Origin of the sequence: Streptomyces sp. NPDC090083 (genome assembly GCF_044747445.1) — a bacterium.
Lineage (GTDB): Bacteria > Actinomycetota > Actinomycetes > Streptomycetales > Streptomycetaceae > Streptomyces.
The window spans coordinates 180114-198589 of record NZ_JBIVED010000006.1; the positions used below are offsets into that span (position 1 = coordinate 180114).

18 protein-coding genes are annotated in these 18476 nt (G+C 70.5%); 11 read left to right on the forward strand and 7 right to left on the reverse strand.

What is annotated here, in order from left to right:
* Positions 1 to 160: 160 nt before the first annotated feature.
* Positions 161 to 727, reverse strand: a complete 567-nt coding sequence (locus ACIPTO_RS22790; protein WP_401195004.1) for a GNAT family N-acetyltransferase — start codon at positions 725 to 727, stop codon at positions 161 to 163.
* 55 nt (positions 728 to 782) lie between these two features.
* Positions 783 to 1229, reverse strand: a complete 447-nt coding sequence (locus ACIPTO_RS22795) for an ATP-binding protein (protein ID WP_366318890.1) — start codon at positions 1227 to 1229, stop codon at positions 783 to 785.
* Positions 1230 to 1465: 236 nt separating this feature from the next.
* Here ACIPTO_RS22795 and ACIPTO_RS22800 point away from each other — a divergent pair, with 236 nt between their 5' ends.
* The 9 genes from ACIPTO_RS22800 (at position 1466) to ACIPTO_RS22840 (ending at position 11420) form a co-directional block, all read left to right on the forward strand.
* Entirely contained in the window at positions 1466 to 2332 is an 867-nt protein-coding gene (locus ACIPTO_RS22800) for a hypothetical protein (protein ID WP_366318888.1), read from the forward strand.
* Between the two features lie 176 nt (positions 2333 to 2508).
* On the forward strand, positions 2509 to 3237 hold the full coding sequence (locus ACIPTO_RS22805; RefSeq protein ID WP_401195007.1) for a YcnI family protein: 729 nt from the start codon (positions 2509 to 2511) through the stop codon (positions 3235 to 3237).
* 92 nt (positions 3238 to 3329) lie between these two features.
* Positions 3330 to 3980, forward strand: coding sequence for an SCO family protein (locus ACIPTO_RS22810; RefSeq protein WP_366318884.1), 651 nt, complete (start codon positions 3330 to 3332; stop codon positions 3978 to 3980).
* A complete protein-coding gene (locus ACIPTO_RS22815) occupies positions 3977 to 4426 on the forward strand; it encodes a copper chaperone PCu(A)C (RefSeq protein ID WP_366318882.1) in 450 nt (149 codons plus the stop codon). Before ACIPTO_RS22810 ends, ACIPTO_RS22815 begins: the two co-directional genes overlap by 4 nt.
* Positions 4427 to 4441: 15 nt before the next feature.
* Positions 4442 to 6469, forward strand: coding sequence for a copper resistance CopC/CopD family protein (locus ACIPTO_RS22820; RefSeq protein WP_401195011.1), 2028 nt, complete (start codon positions 4442 to 4444; stop codon positions 6467 to 6469).
* An 8-nt stretch (positions 6470 to 6477) separates the two neighbouring features.
* Positions 6478 to 7776 carry an iron uptake transporter deferrochelatase/peroxidase subunit gene (gene efeB, locus ACIPTO_RS22825; RefSeq protein ID WP_401195013.1) on the forward strand — a complete coding sequence of 433 codons (1299 nt, stop codon included), beginning with the start codon at positions 6478 to 6480 and terminating at the stop codon, positions 7774 to 7776.
* 72 nt (positions 7777 to 7848) lie between these two features.
* Complete coding sequence (gene pheA / locus ACIPTO_RS22830; RefSeq protein WP_366318876.1) at positions 7849 to 8781, forward strand: prephenate dehydratase; 933 nt, start codon at positions 7849 to 7851, stop codon at positions 8779 to 8781.
* Positions 8782 to 9342: 561 nt separating this feature from the next.
* Positions 9343 to 10620, forward strand: a complete 1278-nt coding sequence (gene serS, locus ACIPTO_RS22835) for a serine--tRNA ligase (RefSeq protein ID WP_401195015.1) — start codon at positions 9343 to 9345, stop codon at positions 10618 to 10620.
* Positions 10617 to 11420: an HAD family hydrolase gene (locus ACIPTO_RS22840; protein WP_401195017.1), complete on the forward strand. Its 804-nt coding sequence runs from the start codon at positions 10617 to 10619 to the stop codon at positions 11418 to 11420. The genes serS and ACIPTO_RS22840 overlap by 4 nt, the downstream gene beginning before the upstream one ends.
* A 366-nt stretch (positions 11421 to 11786) precedes the next feature.
* On the opposite strand, the gene ACIPTO_RS22845 is transcribed toward ACIPTO_RS22840, so the two are convergent.
* The 5 genes from ACIPTO_RS22845 to ACIPTO_RS22865 all read right to left on the reverse strand — a co-directional run bounded on the left by ACIPTO_RS22845 (position 11787) and on the right by ACIPTO_RS22865 (position 15626).
* Entirely contained in the window at positions 11787 to 12026 is a 240-nt protein-coding gene (locus tag ACIPTO_RS22845; RefSeq protein ID WP_366318870.1) for a hypothetical protein, read from the reverse strand.
* A gap of 78 nt (positions 12027 to 12104) precedes the next feature.
* Complete coding sequence (locus ACIPTO_RS22850) at positions 12105 to 12824, reverse strand: ABC transporter permease (RefSeq protein ID WP_366318868.1); 720 nt, start codon at positions 12822 to 12824, stop codon at positions 12105 to 12107.
* A gap of 9 nt (positions 12825 to 12833) precedes the next feature.
* The gene (locus ACIPTO_RS22855) at positions 12834 to 13745 is read right to left on the reverse strand and encodes an ABC transporter ATP-binding protein (RefSeq protein ID WP_366318866.1); all 912 of its coding nucleotides are present in this window, start codon (positions 13743 to 13745) and stop codon (positions 12834 to 12836) included.
* Positions 13742 to 14650, reverse strand: a complete 909-nt coding sequence (locus ACIPTO_RS22860; RefSeq protein ID WP_401195021.1) for an ABC transporter permease — start codon at positions 14648 to 14650, stop codon at positions 13742 to 13744. Before ACIPTO_RS22860 ends, ACIPTO_RS22855 begins: the two co-directional genes overlap by 4 nt.
* Entirely contained in the window at positions 14640 to 15626 is a 987-nt protein-coding gene (locus tag ACIPTO_RS22865) for an ABC transporter ATP-binding protein (RefSeq protein WP_401195465.1), read from the reverse strand. Before ACIPTO_RS22865 ends, ACIPTO_RS22860 begins: the two co-directional genes overlap by 11 nt.
* A gap of 246 nt (positions 15627 to 15872) precedes the next feature.
* On the opposite strand from ACIPTO_RS22865, the gene ACIPTO_RS22870 reads away from it, so the two are divergent.
* Together ACIPTO_RS22870 and ACIPTO_RS22875 are read left to right on the forward strand one after the other, a co-directional pair.
* Positions 15873 to 16715 carry a M24 family metallopeptidase gene (locus ACIPTO_RS22870; protein WP_401195023.1) on the forward strand — a complete coding sequence of 281 codons (843 nt, stop codon included), beginning with the start codon at positions 15873 to 15875 and terminating at the stop codon, positions 16713 to 16715.
* On the forward strand, positions 16712 to 18469 hold the full coding sequence (locus tag ACIPTO_RS22875) for an SDR family oxidoreductase (protein ID WP_401195025.1): 1758 nt from the start codon (positions 16712 to 16714) through the stop codon (positions 18467 to 18469). Before ACIPTO_RS22870 ends, ACIPTO_RS22875 begins: the two co-directional genes overlap by 4 nt.
* The last annotated feature ends 7 nt before the right edge of the window (positions 18470 to 18476 follow it).

The window sequence follows — 18476 nt, forward strand, 5'->3', positions numbered from 1 at the left end:
CTGATCGTTTTGTCCCTGTGGGTTCCGTGACTTCCTTGGTTTCCCGTCATGATCGGGAAGCTAGGGACGGCACCCGTCAGGGTCATGGGCCTGGGCTGTGCGCAAGGTAAGAATCCTGAGAAAGCTGACGCCGGGTCGTCAGGAGGCCGGGTTCGGACCGTCAGGAGACCGGCGTCGGATCGTCGTCGTGCAGGATCCGCTGGAACAGCCGGTGGTCGCGCCACTCCCCGTCGATGTGCAGAAAGCGCGGAGCCATCCCGATCGGCTCGAACCCGCTCTTCTCCAGGACGCGTTGGGAGCCCAGGTTGTCGAGCCGGGTGCCCGCCTCCAGCCGGTGCAGCCCGACCTTCTCCCGGGCGATCACACACATCCGTCCGACCGCGGTGGTAGCAAGGCCGCGCCCCTGGAAGTCGCCGGCGATCCAGTAGCCGAGCGAGGCGCTGCGGAGGGGGCCGAGCGCGACTCCCGACAGGGTGAAGGCCCCGGCGATCCGCCCGTCGGAGACGAGCAGCAGGGGCACGAGCCGACCCGCCTCGAACTCCCGCAGCTGCGCCGTCACGCGCTCGCGCTGTCCTTCGGCGGTGTAGTAGTCCTCCGGGCGGTACGGCTCCCAGGGCCGCATCCGCTCCCTGTTCTCCAGGTGGGTGGCGGCCAGCGCCGGGGCGTCGGCCTGCTCGACGAGCCGCAGGGTGACGCCGTCGGCCAGGTGTTCGGGTCGGATGTCCATCCGCAGATTCTGCCGCCGTCGCGCGGCGCTCCGGACACCCGCCCCGGGCACGTCCTTACACCGCCATCAGCGGGGCGTCCTTCCGCCACTTCAGGATCTTGTCGAAGCTCACCACCGCGCCGCCCACGCCCGGTTTGTTGCCGATGTGGACGTGGTCGGCGAGTTCCTGGATGAGACACAGTCCGCGACCGTTCTCCGCCTCGCTCGGGGCCGGGCGGACGGACTGGGTGCGGGCGAAACCGGGGCCCGAGTCGGCGACCTCGATACGGCACTTCTCGCCGTCGAGGTACGCGGTGACCCGGTACGCCTCCGAGGACGTGCCGAGCGCGGTGTCGCCGCCGTGCTCGACGGCGTTGGCGCAGGCCTCGGTGAGGGCGACGGAGAGGTCGTAGGAGATGTCCGGGTCGACGCCCGCGGTCTCCATCGTGCCGAGGAACAGTCGCCGCGCGAGCGGGACGCTCGCGGCCTCTCGCCTCAGATGGAGTGACCACCAGATGCTCATGCTCCAGCCTCCCGGCCGCGGCTCGACATAGTGATACCTATTGCCGCCAGTGCCCCTGCGTAAGCACGGAGTTGACGTGATGCCGCCCATATGGGGGATGTGTCCCAAACGTAATTGGTGTATCCGGAGGTAGCCCACACCGGAGAGTGATCTTTGTGACGTACAACACACTATGGCCCCGATGTGGCGGACCTGCCGTATAGCCACGACGGAGCCGGTGCGATGATGAGCCCGCCATGACTGCCCCCCACCCACGTACGGCGCGCTCCGGAGGTGAACTCCGGGTCCTGCGGGCCGCGGTGTTCGCCGCGGTCTGTGTCGTGCTGGCCGCGGCCGGTCACGCGATCGCCTCCTGCGCGACCGTTCCGCTGTGGACCGTGGGCGCGGGCTTCCTCGCGACCTTCCTCGTCGTCGCGCCGCTCGCCGGGCGGGCGCGCTCGCTGCCGGGGATCGCGATACCGCTCGCGGTCGGACAGACCGTGCTGCACACGCTGTTCGGGCTCGGGCAGAGCACGGGCACGTCCAGTGGCGGTTCCCTGTCGGCGTCGGACGCCACGCTCGTCGCGCGCGCCGCGCATCTGCTCTGCGGAACCACCGCGGCGGCGATCAGCCCGGCGCAGGCCCATCAGATCCTCACCGACGCGCGCCTGCTGCCGGCTTCGGGCTCCACGGGCTCGAACGGCTCGGCGGGCTCGATGAGCGCCATGGGGTCGATGGCGTCCATGCATCACTCGGCGGACGCCATGTCCACGTCCGCCGCCTCCTCCTCGATGTCGCTGTTCCCGTCCCTGTCGATGCTGCTCGGTCACGTCCTCGCGGCGCTCGCCGCGGGCTGGCTGCTGCGGCGCGGGGACCAGGCGCTGCTGCGTCTGATGGAACTGTCGGCGCACGGAGTCGCCGAAGGGGCGCTCGTACGGTCCCTGCGCGGGGCCCTCGCCCTGGTGCGCGCCCTGCGGGCCGGACTGCCGGGGGCGCCCGAGGCGGGCCCGCGCCCGTGCCGGGGCGCCCTGTTCGCGCCGCCCGCGCCGCACACCACCGCGCTCCAGCACTCGGTGATCCGCCGCGGCCCGCCGGCCGCCGCCGCACACACCCTCGCCGCCTGACGCGACGCGACCACCGACCTCGCACTCCCTTCCGTTCCGTGCGTGGAGAGGCCGCCGTCGTGCGGCACACGCGCGTGCCCGTGTTCTTCCGCCGGGAACCCCCGGTGCACCTGGGACACCACGCGCCCCTCTTCACCACCGGAACTCGCTCGAACTCGAAGTGGAGTGCTCCTTTCATGAAGGCTTCTCGTATCGCCGCCGCCGTCGGTGTCGCCGGCTCGGCCGTGCTCGTCCTGTCCTCCCCCGCCTTCGCGCACGTCTCCGTGCAGCCGGAGGGCGCGGCCGTCAAGGGCGGCTACGCGGTCGTGGACTTCAAGGTCCCGAACGAGCGTGACGACGCCTCGACCACCAAGCTGGAAGTGAACTTCCCGACCGACCACCCGCTGGCCTCCGTGATGCCGGAGCCGATCGCGGGCTGGACCGTCAAGGTCACCAAGTCGAAGCTCGCCCAGCCCGCCGAGATGCACGGCGAGACGATCACCGAGGCCGTCACCAAGGTCACCTGGACCGCGACCGGCAAGGGCGTCGAGCCCGGCTACTTCCAGAAGTTCCCGGTCTCCGTCGGCATGCTGCCCACGGACGCCGATCAGCTCGTCTTCAAGGCGCTGCAGACGTACTCCAACAAGGAGGTCGTGCGCTGGATCGAGGTGCAGAAGGACGGCGAGGAGGAGCCCGACAACCCGGCTCCCACCCTCAAGCTGACCTCCGCCGCCGCGTCCGGCGCGACCGCCGAGGACGCCTCCGACACCGCGAAGAAGACCGAGACCACCGCCGCCGACTCCACGTCGTCGTCCTCCGGTTCCTCCGACACCACCGCCCGCGTCCTCGGCGTGGTCGGCATCGTCGTCGGCGCCGCGGGCGTGGCGTACGGCGTTCTGGCCGGTCGACGGCGTACGACCGTCTGAGGCCCGTTCACTCATGGCGCGCACAGGGGTCCGTGCGACTCTCGCGACGACCCCGGTGCGCGCCGGAGCTCTCACAACTGGGACATTTTCCTATGCGCAAGAAGACGTTCGCGGCGGCCGTCCTGCTCGCCGCCGCCACCCTGACGCTCTCCGCCTGCGGCAGCGGGGACGACGGCAAGAGCCCCGTCGCCGCGGTCTCCGCCGACACCGCGACGCAGGCCGCCACCGTGCTCGACACCCCGTTCGAGAAGCCGGACCTGGTGCTCACGGACACGCACGGCAAGAAGTACGACCTGCGGGCGGAGTCCAAGGGCCGTCCGACGCTGATCTACTTCGGCTACACCCACTGCCCCGACATCTGCCCGCTGACGATGAACAACATCGCCGTCGCCAAGAAGGCGCTGCCCAAGGCCGAACAGGACAAGCTGCTCGTCGTGTTCGTCACCACCGACCCGGCCCGGGACACCCCCTCGGAACTCGGCAAGTGGCTCAAGGGCATCGACACCCAGTTCGTCGGCCTGACCGGGAAGTTCGCCGACATCCAGGCCGGCGCCCGCTCGATCGGCATCTCCATCGAGCCGACCTCGAAGGACAAGAACGGCAAGCTGGTCTCGGTCCACGGCACCCAGGTCGTCGCGTTCTCCCCGAAGACCAACGGCGGGTACCTGCTCTACGGCGAGGACACCACCGTCGACGACTACACCAAGGACCTCCCCAAGATCGTGAAGGGGGAGACGCCGTGAGACACGCGGTCGCGTCCTCCGTCGTCGTCCTCGCGGGGGCACTGGTCCTCACGGGCTGCGGCGGCTCGGACGACGCCAAGGCCCAGCTCTCCGTCAGCTCCGCCTACATGCCCCAGCCGGTCTCGGAGATGGCCGCGGGCTTCCTGGACATCGCCAACAAGGGCGACGCGAAGGACGAGCTGACCTCCGTCACCAGCGACCTCGGCCCGGTCTCCGTGCACGAGACCGTCGGTCAGTCGATGGAGGAGGTGAAGTCCCTCGATGTGCCCGCACACGGTCAACTCGTGTTCAAGAGCGGGGGCAACCACCTGATGTTCGACAAGCTGAAGCACACGCTCAAGCAGGGCGATCACGTGACCGTGAAGCTGCACTTTGCCAAGTCCGGCCCTCTCACGGTTGAGATGCCGGTGAAGTCGGCCACGTACAACCCCACGACCGGGCACTGAGGGAGGGACCCCACCTTGACCACGACCATCACCCCCCGCGTCCGCAATCTGGTGCTGCTGTTCCTGGCCGTCACCGGCATGCTCTTCGCCGGGGCCGGTACCGCCTCCGCGCACGCCGCGCTGACCGGCAGCGACCCCAGTTCGGGGGTGGTGGTCGACAAGGCTCCGACGCAGATCTCGCTCACCTTCTCCGAGAAGGTCTCCACGAACGACGACTCGCTGCGCGTCCTCGACCCGAAGGGCAAACGCGTCGACGTCGGCAAACCCTCCAACATCAGCGGTACGACCTACGCCATCCAGGTCCGCAGCGGCCTGGCCGACGGCACCTACACCGTGGCCTGGCAGGTCGTCTCGGCCGACAGCCACCCCGTGGCCGGCGCCTTCACCTTCTCCGTCGGCGCCCCCTCCAAGACCACCGTCTCCGTCTCCGACCAGGACGTCGGCGGCGGGCTCGTCGGCGGGCTCTACGGCTTCGGGCGCTACATGTCGTACGCCGGTTTCATCGTCATGGTCGGCGGCGCCGCCTTCGTCCTGGCCTGCTGGCAGCGGGGCGCCGGGGTGCGGGCGCTGCAGCGGCTCGTCGTCTCCGGCTGGGTCTCGCTCACCGCGGCCACGCTCTGGCTGCTGCTCCTGCGCGGCTCGTACACGACCACCGGCAAGCTCGGCGACATCTTCGACCTGAACCTCGTCGGACAGGTCCTCCAGACCAAGACCGGCGCCGCGCTCGTCTCCCGGCTGCTGCTGCTCGCCGCCGCCGCGCTGTTCATCGCCGTGCTCTTCGGCACCTACGACAAGCGCGAGGACGAGGAGAAGCGGGACCTCACCTTCGGTCTCGCGATCGGCGGCGGTGTGGTGGCCGCCGGGCTCGCCGCGAGCTGGGCGCTGGCCGAGCACGCCTCGACCGGGCTCCAGCCCGGCATCGCGATGCCCGTCGACGTCGTCCACCTGCTCGCCGTCGCGATCTGGCTCGGCGGCCTCTCCGCCCTCCTCGTCGCGCTCTACCGGGCACCCGCCGACAACCAGGTCGGGCGGACGGCCGTCCAGAACTTCTCCCGCATCGCCTTCGGCAGCGTCCTCGCCCTCGTCGCGACCGGCATCTACCAGTCCTGGCGCCAGCTCGGCTCCTGGTCGGCCTTCACCGACACCGGCTACGGCCAGTTGCTGCTCGTGAAGATCGGGCTGGTGGCGCTCCTCGTCGGCATCGCGTCGATCTCGCGGCGCTGGACGGGACGGCTGGCGGACACGGGCGAGAAGAAGGAGCGGGAGAAGCGGGAGAAGAAGGGGGAGCGGGAGAAAGAGAAGGCGCATGCCAGCGCCTCTTCGAAGACCGCCGACTCCAGCGCCACGACGTCCGCCGAGGCCGACTCCGCCCTGGCCGCGTCCTCGTCGTCCTCATCGTCGTCGTCCTCGTCCTCGTCCTCGTCCTCCCAGGGTGGTGATTCCAAGGCGCCCGGCGGTTCCAAGCGGGCCGCTCAACTCGCCCGGCAGCAGGCCGCCGTGGACTCCACGCGGCAGAAGCGGCTGCGGGACGCCGATCCGATCCGGTTCGGGCTGCGCCGGTCGGTGCTCGCCGAGGCCGCCGTCGCCGTGGCCGTGCTGGCCGTCACCACCGCCCTGACGACCACCGAACCGGGCCGCACGGAGGAGGACGCCAAGGCGGCCAAGGCCTCCTCCTCGTCGGCCGCTTCCTCGTCCTCCGCCGGCGCCCTGACCCTGGACATGTCCTTCGACACCGGCGGCACGGACGGCAAGGGCGTCATACGGCTCGACCTCGACCCCGCGCGCGTGGGCGGCAACGAGATGCACATCTATGTGCAGCGCCCCAACGGCCGGGCCTTCGACGTCCCCGAGGTGAAGGTCGCCTTCACCCTCGCCGCGAAGAAGATCGGCCCGCTGCCCGTGACGCCCGACCACATCACCACCGGGCACTGGGCAGCGACCGGAATCCAGATCCCCATGGCGGGCGACTGGAAGATCTCGGTGACCGTGCGGACCTCCGACATCGACCAGACGACCGTCGACAAGAACGCGCAGATCGGCTGAGCCACGCCATGCCCGACCAGTCCCATCCTCAGACCCGGACCGTAGAGGCACCCCCCGGGGAGGCCGTTTCCGAAAACGCCTCCCCTGGGGAGGGCATCTCCCGCCGGCGCCTCCTCGGTACGGCCGGTGCCACCGGTCTCGTGCTCGGCGCGGCGGGCGGGGCCGTGGGCTACGCGTCCGCGCCCGCCGGTGCCACCCCGCTCACCTCGCTCGGCGAGGACATGGCGATGTTTCACGGGAAACATCAGCCCGGCATCACCGAGGGCCTCCAGGCCCGCGGCCACCTCGTCGCCTTCGACCTGGCGGCCGGCGCGGGCCGCAAGGAGGCGGCGGCCCTGCTGCGCCGCTGGTCGACGACCGCCCAGCGGCTGATGGCGGGCGAGGCGGCGGCCCAGGACGACACGGACGTCGCCCGGGACGCGGGACCCTCCTCCCTGACGATCACCTTCGGGTTCGGCAACTCCTTCTTCTCCCGCACCGGGCTGGAGAAGCAGCGGCCCGCCTCCCTCGACCCGCTGCCGGACTTCTCCTCCGACCACCTCGACAAGGCGCGCAGCAACGGCGACCTGTGGGTGCAGATCGGCGCCAATGACGCGCTGGTCGCCTTCCACGCCCTGCGCACGATCCAGAAGGACGCGGGGAGCGCGGCCAGGGTCCGCTGGCAGATGAACGGCTTCAACCGGACCCCGGGCGCCACGTCCCGCACGATGACCGCCCGCAACCTCATGGGCCAGCTCGACGGCACCCGCAACCCCAAGCCGTCCGAGTCCGACTTCGACCGGCGGATCTTCGTGCCGGCGTCCGGTTCGACCGACCCGGCGTGGATGGCGAACGGCTCCTACGCCGTCGTACGCCGGATCCGCATGCTCCTCGACGACTGGGAGAAGCTCTCGGTCGGCGCTCAGGAGAACGTGGTCGGGCGCCGGAAGTCGAACGGGGCCGCGCTGTCCGGGGGCGGTGAGACGACCGCGATGGACCTGGAGAAGACCGACGCGAAGGGCGACCTGGTGGTCCCCCTCAACGCGCACGCCCGGATCGCCCGGCCCGACCAGAACGGTGGGGCGGCGATGCTCCGGCGCCCCTTCTCGTACCACGACGGCATCGCCGCCGACGGAACCCCGGACGCCGGGCTCCTCTTCGTGTGCTGGCAGGCGGACCCGCTGCGCGGCTTCGTCACCGTGCAGCGCAAACTCGACCGCGGAGACGCCCTGTCGACGTACATCCGCCACGAGGCGAGCGGCCTGTTCGCGGTGCCGGGCGGGGCGACGGAGGGCGAGTACGTGGGGCAGCGGTTGCTGGAGGGGTGAGGCCGTCGCCCTAAGGAGTGGCCCCCTGAGGAAGCGTGCACCGGGTTTCGCAAGGCCCATTAGGGTGAGGTCATGCCAGCCAGCTACGCGTATCTCGGCCCTGAGGGCACCTTCACCGAAGTCGCCCTGCGGACGCTGCCCGAGGCGGCGACCCGGGAGCTGATCCCGTACGTGTCCGTGCAGTCCGCGCTGGACGCGGTCCGCACCGGCGAGGCCGAGGCCGCGTTCGTGCCGATCGAGAACTCCGTCGAGGGCGGCATCACCACCACCCTGGACGAGCTGGTCGCGGGCGCGCCGCTGATGATCTACCGCGAGGTGCTGCTGTCGATCACCTTCGCTCTGCTGGTCAGGCCGGGCACGAAGCTCTCCGACATCAAGACGGTCTCCGCGCACCCCGCCGCCCAGCCGCAGGTCCGCAACTGGATGAAGGCGAACCTCCCGGACGCCCTGTGGGAGTCGGCGGCCTCGAACGCGGACGCCGCCCGCCTGGTCCAGGAGGGCCGCTACGACGCCGCGTTCGCCGGTGAGTTCGCCGCCGCCCGGTACGGCCTGGAGGCGCTAGAGACCGGGATCCACGACGCGGAGAACGCGCAGACCCGGTTCGTGCTGGTGGGCAGGCCCGCCCGTCCCGCGGCGCCGACCGGCGCGGACAAGACGTCCGTGGTGATCTGGCAGCGGGACGACCATCCCGGCGGTCTGCGCGACCTGCTGGGCGAGTTCGCCACCCGGGGCATCAACCTGATGCTGCTCCAGTCCCGCCCGACCGGTGCCGGCATCGGCAACTACTGCTTCTGCATCGACGCCGAGGGGCACATCTCCGACCGCCGGGTGGCCGAGGCGCTGGCGGGGCTCAAGCGGATCTGTCTGCAGGTGCGCTTCCTGGGTTCGTACCCGCGCGCGGACGTCGGGGTGGACGGGGTCCGGCCGCTGTTCCCGGCCACCTCGGACGAGGATTTCCTGGCCGCCGCGGACTGGGTCGCGCACTGCCAGGACGGCCGTTTCTGACCGGTGGGGCCTGTGCAGGACCCCGGTACTACCTGCGTATCTTTGTTATCCACAGAAGTTATCCACAGGTCCGCTTCTCGACCTGGGGACAAGTCGACAACGAAGTGCGATCCAGTCGACAAATCTCCCTACAGGGGGTCGATCCGTCCACCGGCGCGTAGGTCACTCTTCGTCCACCTGTTTCCTTCGGGCAATCCTATGGAGCGACGCATTTCCACCCGAAAGTGGATCCGGGGAGCGTTTGGGACAGGAATTGCCCGTGATGCGAAACCCTTTGGAAATGATCACTTCCGATGTCCACAGATCTTTCGCACACCCTGTGGATAACTCTTCCGGGATGTGGATTCCTGTGGACAACCGCATCCCCAAGTCCCGTTTCCCACAAGGGATTCGAGTCAACGGGCCGCCTCGCGCCTGCCCCGTTCCAGGGAGCGTGCGGCCTTTTCATTGACCCGCCCCACCCCACTCCGGCACTCTGCGCAATTGCCGCATGACGGGAGGTAAGGAACAGTTCGGAATACCGGGTCGTGAGCCGGAACCCGTCACCGGTAGCCTGGTCGCGTGATTGACCTTCGCCTGCTCCGTGAGGACCCCGACCGTGTGCGCGCGTCCCAGCGCGCCCGTGGAGAGGACGTCGCGCTCGTCGACGCTCTCCTGTCCGCCGACGAGCGGCGCAGGTCGTCCGGCGTCCGCTTCGACGAGCTGCGTTCCGAGCAGAAGGCGCTCGGCAAGCTCATCCCCAAGGCCTCCGGCGACGAGAAGGCCGAGCTGCTCAGGAAGACCGGCCAGCTCGCCGCCGACGTCAAGGCGGCCGACGCCGAGCAGCACGAGGCGGACGAGGAGACCAAGCGCCTCGCGCTCCAGCTCGGCAACCTCGTGCACCCGGAGGTGCCCGTCGGCGGCGAGGAGGACTTCGTCGTCCTGGAGACGCACGGCACGATCCGCGACTTCGCCGCCGAGGGCTTCGAGCCCAAGGACCACCTGGAGCTGGGCGAGGCGCTCGGCGCCATCGACGTCGAGCGCGGCGCGAAGGTCTCCGGCTCGCGCTTCTACTACCTCACCGGCGTCGGCGCCCTCCTGGAGCTGGCGCTCGTCAACGCGGCGATCGCGCAGGCCACGGAGGCCGGCTTCGTCCCGATGCTGACCCCGGCGCTGGTCCGCCCGCGCGCCATGGAGGGCACCGGCTTCCTCGGCCAGGCCGCGGAGAACGTGTACCACCTGGAGAAGGACGACTTCTATCTCGTCGGCACCTCCGAGGTCCCCCTCGCCGCGTACCACATGGACGAGATCCTCGACGCGGAGAAGCTCCCGCTGCGCTACGCGGGCTTCTCCCCGTGCTTCCGCCGCGAGGCCGGCACCTACGGCAAGGACACGCGGGGCATCTTCCGCGTGCACCAGTTCGACAAGGTCGAGATGTTCTCGTACGTCCTCCCCGAGGATGCGGAGAACGAGCACCAGCGTCTCCTGGACTGGGAGAAGCAGTGGCTCACCGCCCTCGAACTGCCCTTCCAGGTCATCGACGTGGCCTCGGGCGACCTGGGCTCGTCGGCGTCCCGCAAGTTCGACTGCGAGGCGTGGATCCCGACCCAGGGCAAGTACCGCGAGCTGACCTCGGCCTCCAACTGCGACAGCTTCCAGGCCCGCCGCCTGTCGGTGCGGCTGCGCGACGGCAAGAAGGTCCAGCCGCTGGCCACGCTCAACGGCACGCTGTGCGCCGTACCGCGCACGATCGTGGCGATCCTGGAGAACCACCAGCTGCCCGACGGTTCCGTGCGCGTGCCCGAGGTGCTGCGTCCGTACCTGGGCGGCCGTGAGCTGCTGGAGCCGGTCGCCAAGTGAGCACCGGCTTCCCGTACAGGCTGATCGCGACCGACCTCGACGGGACGCTCCTGCGCTCCGACGAGTCGATCTCCTCGCGTACCCGTGACGCGCTCGCCGCGGCCACCGCGGCGGGCGCGGCCCACATCGTCGTGACGGGCCGCGCGGTCCCGTGGACCCGGCACATCCTGGACGACCTCGGCTACGAGGGCCTCGCGGTCTGCGGCCAGGGCGCCCAGGTCTACGACGCCGGTGAGCACCGCCTGCTGACGTCGGTGACGCTGGACCGGCAGCTGGCCGGGGTGGCGCTCGCCAAGGTCGAGGCGGAGGTCGGCCCGCTGTACCTCGCGGCGAGCCGGGACGGCCTGGACGGCGATGTGCTGGTCGGCGACGGATACGCGCTCACGGGCTCGCTGCCGTCGACCCCGCTCTCGGACGTGTCCGAGCTGTGGGCGGCGCCGCTGAACAAGATCTACATCCAGCACCCCACCCTCACGGACGACCAGCTCGCCGAGGCCGCCCAGCGGTCGGCCGGTGGCTTCGTGTCCGTCGCGATGGCCGGCGAGGGCATCGTCGAGCTGCTCCCGCTCGGCCTCTCCAAGGCCACGGGCCTGTCGCTCGCGGCCCGCCGTCTGGGCCTCAAGGCCGCCGACACGATCGCCTTCGGCGACATGCCCAACGACATCGCGATGTTCGGCTGGGCGTCCCGCGGTGTGGCGATGGCCAACGCGCACGAGGAGCTCAAGGCGGTCGCGGACGAGGTGACGGCCTCCAACGAGGAGGACGGGATCGCGGTGGTGCTGGAGCGGTTGCTCGCGTAGGTGAGGGCAACCGCCCCAGCGTGAGACGCCCCCTGGCATGAGGGCGAAAGGGAAGGCGGCCCACGCGATAATGAGTCGCGTGCTCGAAGCGGCCGCCCGGGCAGCTCCCCGTGGTGGGCGACTCGACGGAGGGTAACTACTCCGGAGACCGCCGCGGGCTGCCCTGAAGGGAGTCGGACGTCCTGTCGTGCATCGACGTCGTCCGGCTCCTCTCCCGGTCAGTGGCACCGGCTGATCCGGCGTCGACACGACAACTGTGCCGGTAAGCCGGGTGGGGTGCCACCGAATTAAGCGGGGCTCAGCCGGGATTCCCGAAGGGGCGCCGGGCCGTGACACCGTGCGGCTCCGCCGCGTGGGCGCGGACGCTCACTTCCGCCGCCACTTCCGGCGCCGGGCCTTGCTGAAGAACCATCCCGCGGGCGGCTCGTCGGAGCGCCACGGCTGCGGCTCGGGAGACTCCGCCCGCCAGCGCGCGGCGAGCATCCGCGCGCGGGCCGACGGTTCGGCCGTCTCTGCGGAGCGTATGAAGTCGTCGTCCAGGACCAGCTTGTCCCAGCCGTCCCCGGACTCCGCCTGTCCGCCTCCGTACGTCGCCTCTCCGGCCATCCCCGTCCTCCCAGCCCTACGTCCCGTTTGCCCAGTGTGCCCGGACAGAGATGAAGCCCCCGTCAAGATCAGGACCTGTCATTCCTCGCCCGCGAGCTTCAGCGTGCGCAGCTTCTGCCCGGCGAACCAGGTCGCTCCAGCGGTGACGACGACGAGGAACACCGTGGCCGTGGTCAGTCCGACGTCCGAGGTGACCAGGTCGCCGCCGGCCACCTTCTGGGCGACGGCCAGGGCCCACTGCTGGACGCTGAGGGTGCGGGCACCGGCGACCAGGGAGCCGAACAGGGCCTCCCAGACGAGCGCGTAGACGAGTCCGAAGACGACCGCGTGCCGGGAGACCGTGCCGAGCAGCAGGAAGAGCGCCGCGTAGGCAATGGAGGCGACCAGCGCGGCCACCGTGTAGGCGACGGCGATCTGCTGGCCGTTGCCGTTGAGGACGAGCCCGGCGATCAGCATGGGGACCGCGGAGAACACCATGGTGACGGCGATGGCCACGATGAGCTTGGTGAAGATGATCGTGGGCCGCTTCAGCGGCTTGGACAGCAGGTACACCACCGAGCCGTCGTCGATCTCCGGGCCGATCGCGCCGGTGCCCGCGATGACGCCGATGATCGGCACCATCGTGGCGAGGCCGAGGCCGCCCAGGACGTCGACCGCGGTCTGGTCGTCGGCGCCGGCGAGGCCGCGCACCACCACGGAGATCGCGATCAGCAGCAGGGGCAGGGCGCCCAGGATGAGGGCCCGCCGCTTGCCGAGCAGGGCGCGGTAGGTGAGTCGGGCGACTGTGGGGTCGTACATCTTGGCCTCCTACGCCGCGACGAGATACGAGAAGACGGACTCGAGGGACTCGTCGGACGGCGAGACCGTGAGCAGCCGGATGCCGTGGTCCTTGGCCACCCGGGGCAGCAGGACCGTGAACCGGGCGAAGTCGACGGCCTCGACGCGCAGCGCGCCCTCGGCCGGGTCGACCTCGATGCCGGACGTCGACGGGTCGGCGATCAGCGCGGCCGCGAGGGCGCGGTCGTCGCTGGAGCGGACCAGGTAGCGGTGCGGGCGGTCGGTCATCAGGCGGCGGATCTTGCGGAAGTCACCGCTGGCCGCGTGCCGTCCGGCGACCACCACCTCGATGTGCCAGGCGAGTTGCTCGACCTCTTCGAGGATGTGGGACGAGAACAGCACCGTGCGGCCCTCGTCGCCCATGCGCCGCAGCAGGTCCATGAGCTGCATGCGCTGGCGCGGGTCCATGCCGTTGAACGGCTCGTCGAGCAGGAGCAGCGACGGGTCGTGCACCAGGGCGGACGCCATCTTCACGCGCTGGCGCATGCCCTTGGAGTACGTCGAGATCTTGCGGTCCTGCGCGTACTCCATCTCGACCGTGGCCAGCGCCTTCTGGGCCGCCTTGGCACCGAGGCCGTGCAGCTCGGCGTTGGCGACGACGAATTCGCGTCCCGTGAGGAAGTCGTACATCGCCTCGCGCTCGGGGACGATGCCGATGTGCCGGTAGATCTGTTCGTTGCGCCAGACCTGCTGGCCGTCGAGGGTGACGGTGCCGGTGGAGGGGGCGAGGAAGCCGCCCATCATGTTGATGAGGGTGGACTTCCCGGCGCCGTTGGGACCGAGCAGTCCGGTGACTCCGGGGCCGACGGTCATGGTGATGTCGTTGACGGCGACCACGTTGCCGAACCAGCGGGAGACGTGGTCGATGGAGAGCGTGGTCACAGGCCCACCTTCCGGTAGCGGCGGATCAGGAGGCCGTAGGTCGCGGCGATGAGGCCCAGGACGGCGAGGACGTAGACCACGCCTTCGACGTGGGTGGGGCCGATGCCTCCGGGGAAGGCCGAGGCGGCGCCCAGGAACGCCGACTGGAGTCCGTCGATGAGCGTGACGGGCGAGAAGAGGCCGATCCAGGGGATGGCGCCGGTCGCGTTCTGCGCGTCCGCGATCGCCTGGAGGGTGGAGACCGCGCCGTAGGAGATGGTCAGGACGGCGATGACGGCGGCGATGCCGAAGCCGCGGCGCGGGGTGACCGCGGCGATGACCAGGCCGATGCCCGCGAAGAGCAGCGAGAGGAGGGTCACGGAGACGAGTCCCTGGCCGAAGCCCTTGGTCTGGTCGGCGAAGTCCAGCTTGGCGAGCAGTGCGCCCACGTAGAGCACGATCAGCGGCGCGGCGGTCAGGATGAACATGGCCGAGGCCAGGGCCGCGAACTTGGCCCGCACGTAGTCGGCGCTCTCGATCGGCCGTGAGAAGTACAGCGGCACGGTCTTGAAGCGCAGGTCGCGCGAGACGGACTGGGGTGCCTGCGAGGCGACGTACAGGCTGATGACGGCCTGCATGATGATCGCGTAGCGGGTGTAGCTCACCGGCAGGTCGTGCGCCTTCGTGGCGACCGCGACGGCGACCATGATGGCCGCGGGCACGCACATGACCACGAACAGCAGCATCGGCAGGACCTTGGACTTCACCGAGCGGCCGAGGCCGTAGGCGCCGCGCAGGGACTGCGAGTAGAGGGAGCGGCGGGCGTAGGCGCGGCCCAGGCGGGGGCCGTTGTAGTTGCGGTAGCCGATGTTGTGGATACGGGTCTGGTCGCCCGGCTGGGGGACCAGGGGCTGGTCAATTGCCATGGCCTACGGCCTCCTTCCGCTCCGCGTCGTGGCCGGTGCCCGTGTCGGCGTCGGCGTCGGTGAAGACCTCGGAGATGTGGTGTCTGCGCTGTTCCATGCGCACCAGTCCGAGACCGAGGTCGGCGATCGTGTCGCGGATCACGTCGTACGTCTCCTCGCCGGTGGCCGTCAGGAGGAGGACGTGGCCCGCGCCCGGGAGGCCGCTGCTGTCGTGAGTGTCCACCCCGCGCGCGTGGAGCGCGTCGCGCACCGCGCGGGTGCCGTCCGGGTGTGCGTCGGTGTCGGTGACCTCGATCGCCAGGGTGGTCGTGGTCTGGGTGAAGTCGGTGGTGGAGCTGGAGCGCAGGAGCTTGCCGCCGTCGACCACGATCACGTGGTCGCAGGTGCGCTCCAGCTCGCCCAGCAGGTGCGAGGTGACCAGGACCGAGATGCCGAAGTCCGTGTGGATGCGGCGGATGAGGCCGAGCATCTCGTCGCGGCCGACCGGGTCGAGGCCGTTGGTCGGCTCGTCCAGGAAGACCAGCTGCGGGTCGTGGACGAGGGCCTGCGCGAGCTTGACGCGCTGCTTCATGCCCGTCGAGTAGCCGCCGATGGGACGGTAGCGCTCCTCGTACAGACCGACATGGCGCAGGGTGTCCGCGGTGCGCTCGCGGGCCGCGGTGGGCGGAAGTCCGGACATGCGCGCCATGTGGACGACGAACTCGGTGGCCGAGACGTCGGGCGGCAGGCAGTCGTGCTCCGGCATGTATCCGACGCGCTCGCGGATGTCGGCGCCCTTGGTGGCCACGTCCAGGCCGAGCACTTCGGCTCGGCCCTCGGAGGCGGGGGACAGACCCAGCAGGATCTTGATCAAGGTGGACTTGCCGGCTCCATTGGCACCGACGAGCCCCGTCACACCGGGTCCGACGTCCACGGAGAGCCGGTCAAGCGCGGTCACCCGGGGGAACCGCTTGCTCAGGCTTTCGGTCGCGATCACAGTCACACCTACGAAGGTAGTGACGCGCGCCACCCCGGTCGTCACCCCGCAGAGCTGTCCTCGCGTCAGACTCCAGACGTACGGGCCCGTAGGGGATCCCCTGCCTGAGAGCTACCCGGCGCCGCCCCCGCACTTGTCCACAGGCGGGGATCAAGCCTATTGACGCAGCCTCTAACAACTGTCACATTCACGAGTGTCAAGTTACGAGCACGTACCGCAGTCGGCGCGGACAGGTGGGGCGGTGGCATGACTACGGCGGTGACACGCGAACTCTCCGGGGAACTGCGGGGGTTCAGAGAGGTCCAGCGGCTGGCGTACGAGTGCGCCGAGGCCGTCGCGGCCCGGCTGGAGCCCGGCATGACCGAGCGGGACGCGGCGCGGCTCCAGCGGTCCTGGCTGCGCGCGCGGGGGGTGACGGACTGGTTCCATCTGCCCTTCGCCTGGTTCGGCGACCGCACGGCGTTCACGAACTTCCGGGTGCCGCTGCAGTTCTTCCCCACGGGCCGCCGGCTCCAGCCCGGGATGCCGTTCATCCTGGACATGGCCCCGGTGCACAAGGGCTTCACGGCCGACATCGGCTACTCGGGCTCCCTGGGCGGCAACCCGGTGCAGGCCAGGCTGATGGCCGACCTGGAGGCGCACCGCGAGCTGCTTCTGCGGGAGGTGCGCGAGCGGCGCCCGCTGCGCGAGATCTACGAGGACGTGGACCGCCTCATGGTCCGCCAGGGCTATGCCAACCGGCACCGCGCGTACCCCTTCGGAGTGATCGCGCACAAGGTCGACCGGGTCACCCAACGCCCTTGGTCGCCGCGGCTGTTCGGGTTCGGCACGCAGTCCCTGAAGGGCCTCGCGAGCGACGCGCTGCACGGCCACCGCGACGGCTGGTCCCCGCTGTGGTCGCCGTACCGCTTCTCGGACCATCCCCCGCACCCGGGCCTGTGGGCGGTCGAACCGCATCTCGGATTCCGGGGCACCGGCGCCAAGTTCGAGGAGATCCTGGTGGTCACCGACTCCAGGGACCCCGAACAGAGCGCCTTCTGGCTGGACGACGATCTGCCGCACGTGCGGCGCTGGGCGGAGGACAAGTGACGCTTGAGGGTGTGCGGGAGCGCCGGGTGCGGACCGGCGGGGTCGAGCTGTGCGTGGCCGAACTGGGGGACGCCTCGAACCCCACGGTCGTCCTGGTGCACGGCTATCCCGACAGCAAGGAGGTGTGGTCCGAGGTCGCCTCCCGGCTGGCGGACCGCTTCCACGTCGTGCTCTACGACGTCCGGGGCCACGGCCGGTCGACGGCCCCGCAGCCGCTGCGGGGCGGGTTCACCCTGGAGAAGCTCACGGACGACTTCCTGGCGGTCGCGGACGCGGTCAGCCCGGACCGGCCCGTGCACCTCGTGGGGCACGACTGGGGCTCGGTGCAGTCCTGGGAGTTCGTCACCGTCGAGCGGACCCGGGGCCGTGTCGCCTCCTTCACCTCGATGTCCGGGCCGTCCCTCGACCACTTCGGGCACTGGATCAACCAGCGCCTGACCCGGCCCACTCCGCGCCGCGTCGGCCAGCTCCTGGGCCAGGGCGCCAAGTCCTGGTACGTGTACCTGCTGCACACGCCCGTGCTGCCCGAACTCGCCTGGCGCGGCCCCCTGGGCGCCCGCTGGCCGAAGATCCTGGAGCGCGTCGAGAAGGTGCCCCGCGGCGACTACCCGACCTCCTCGCTCCGCACGGACGCGGCCCACGGCGCCTGGCTGTACCGCGACAACGTCCGCGCCCGGCTCCGCAGGCCCCGCCCGGACGCGTACGCGCACGCGCCCGTGCAGCTCGTCACGCCCCTGGGGGACGCGTTCCTGTCGGAACGGCTCTACGACGGCCTGGAGCTGTGGGCGCCGGAACTGGTGCGCCGCACCCTGCCGGCCAAGCACTGGGTCCCGCGCACCCGGCCCGACCAACTGGCGTCCTGGATCACGGAGTTCGTGACCACCCACGAGGGCGGACGGCCCAGGCCGACGCCCGCGACCGGTGCGTACGCGGAGCGGTTCGGCGGGCAGCTCGTGCTGGTCACGGGCGCGGGCAGCGGAATCGGGCGGGCCACGGCGTTCGCGTTCGCCGAGTCCGGCGCGCGCGTGGTGGCCGTCGACCGGGACGCGGAGAGCGCGGCCCGCACCGCCGAACTGGCCCGGCTGATCGGCGCACCCGAGGCCTGGGCGGAGACGGTCGACGTCTCCGACGAGCAGGCCATGGAGAAGCTCGCCGAGAAGGTCGCCGCCGAGTACGGCGTGGTGGACGTGCTGATCAACAACGCGGGAATCGGACTCTCCGGTTCCTTCTTCGACACCACCCCGGAGGACTGGAAGAAGGTCCTCGACGTCAACCTGTGGGGCGTGATCCACGGCTGCCGCCTCTTCGGGAAGCAGATGGCCGAGCGCGGCCAGGGCGGCCACATCGTCAACACCGCGTCGGCGGCGGCCTTCCAGCCCTCCAAGGCGCTTCCCGCGTACAGCACCTCCAAGGCGGCCGTGCTGATGCTCAGCGAGTGCCTGCGCGCGGAGCTGTCCGGGCAGGGGATCGGCGTCTCGGCGATCTGCCCCGGCCTCGTCAACACCAACATCACCTCCACCGCGCACTTCGCCGGTGTCGACGCCGACGAGGAGAAACGCCGCCAGAAGAAGTCGGCGCGGCTCTACGGGATGCGCAACTACCCGCCGGAGAAGGTGGCCGCCGCGATCCTGCGGGCGGTCGTGCGCGACGAGGCGGTGGTGCCGGTCACCCCGGAGGCACGCGGCGCCCATCTCATGTCCCGGTTCGCACCGCGCGCGTTGCGGGCGATGGCCCGCCTGGAGCCGCCGCTGTGACCTCCGC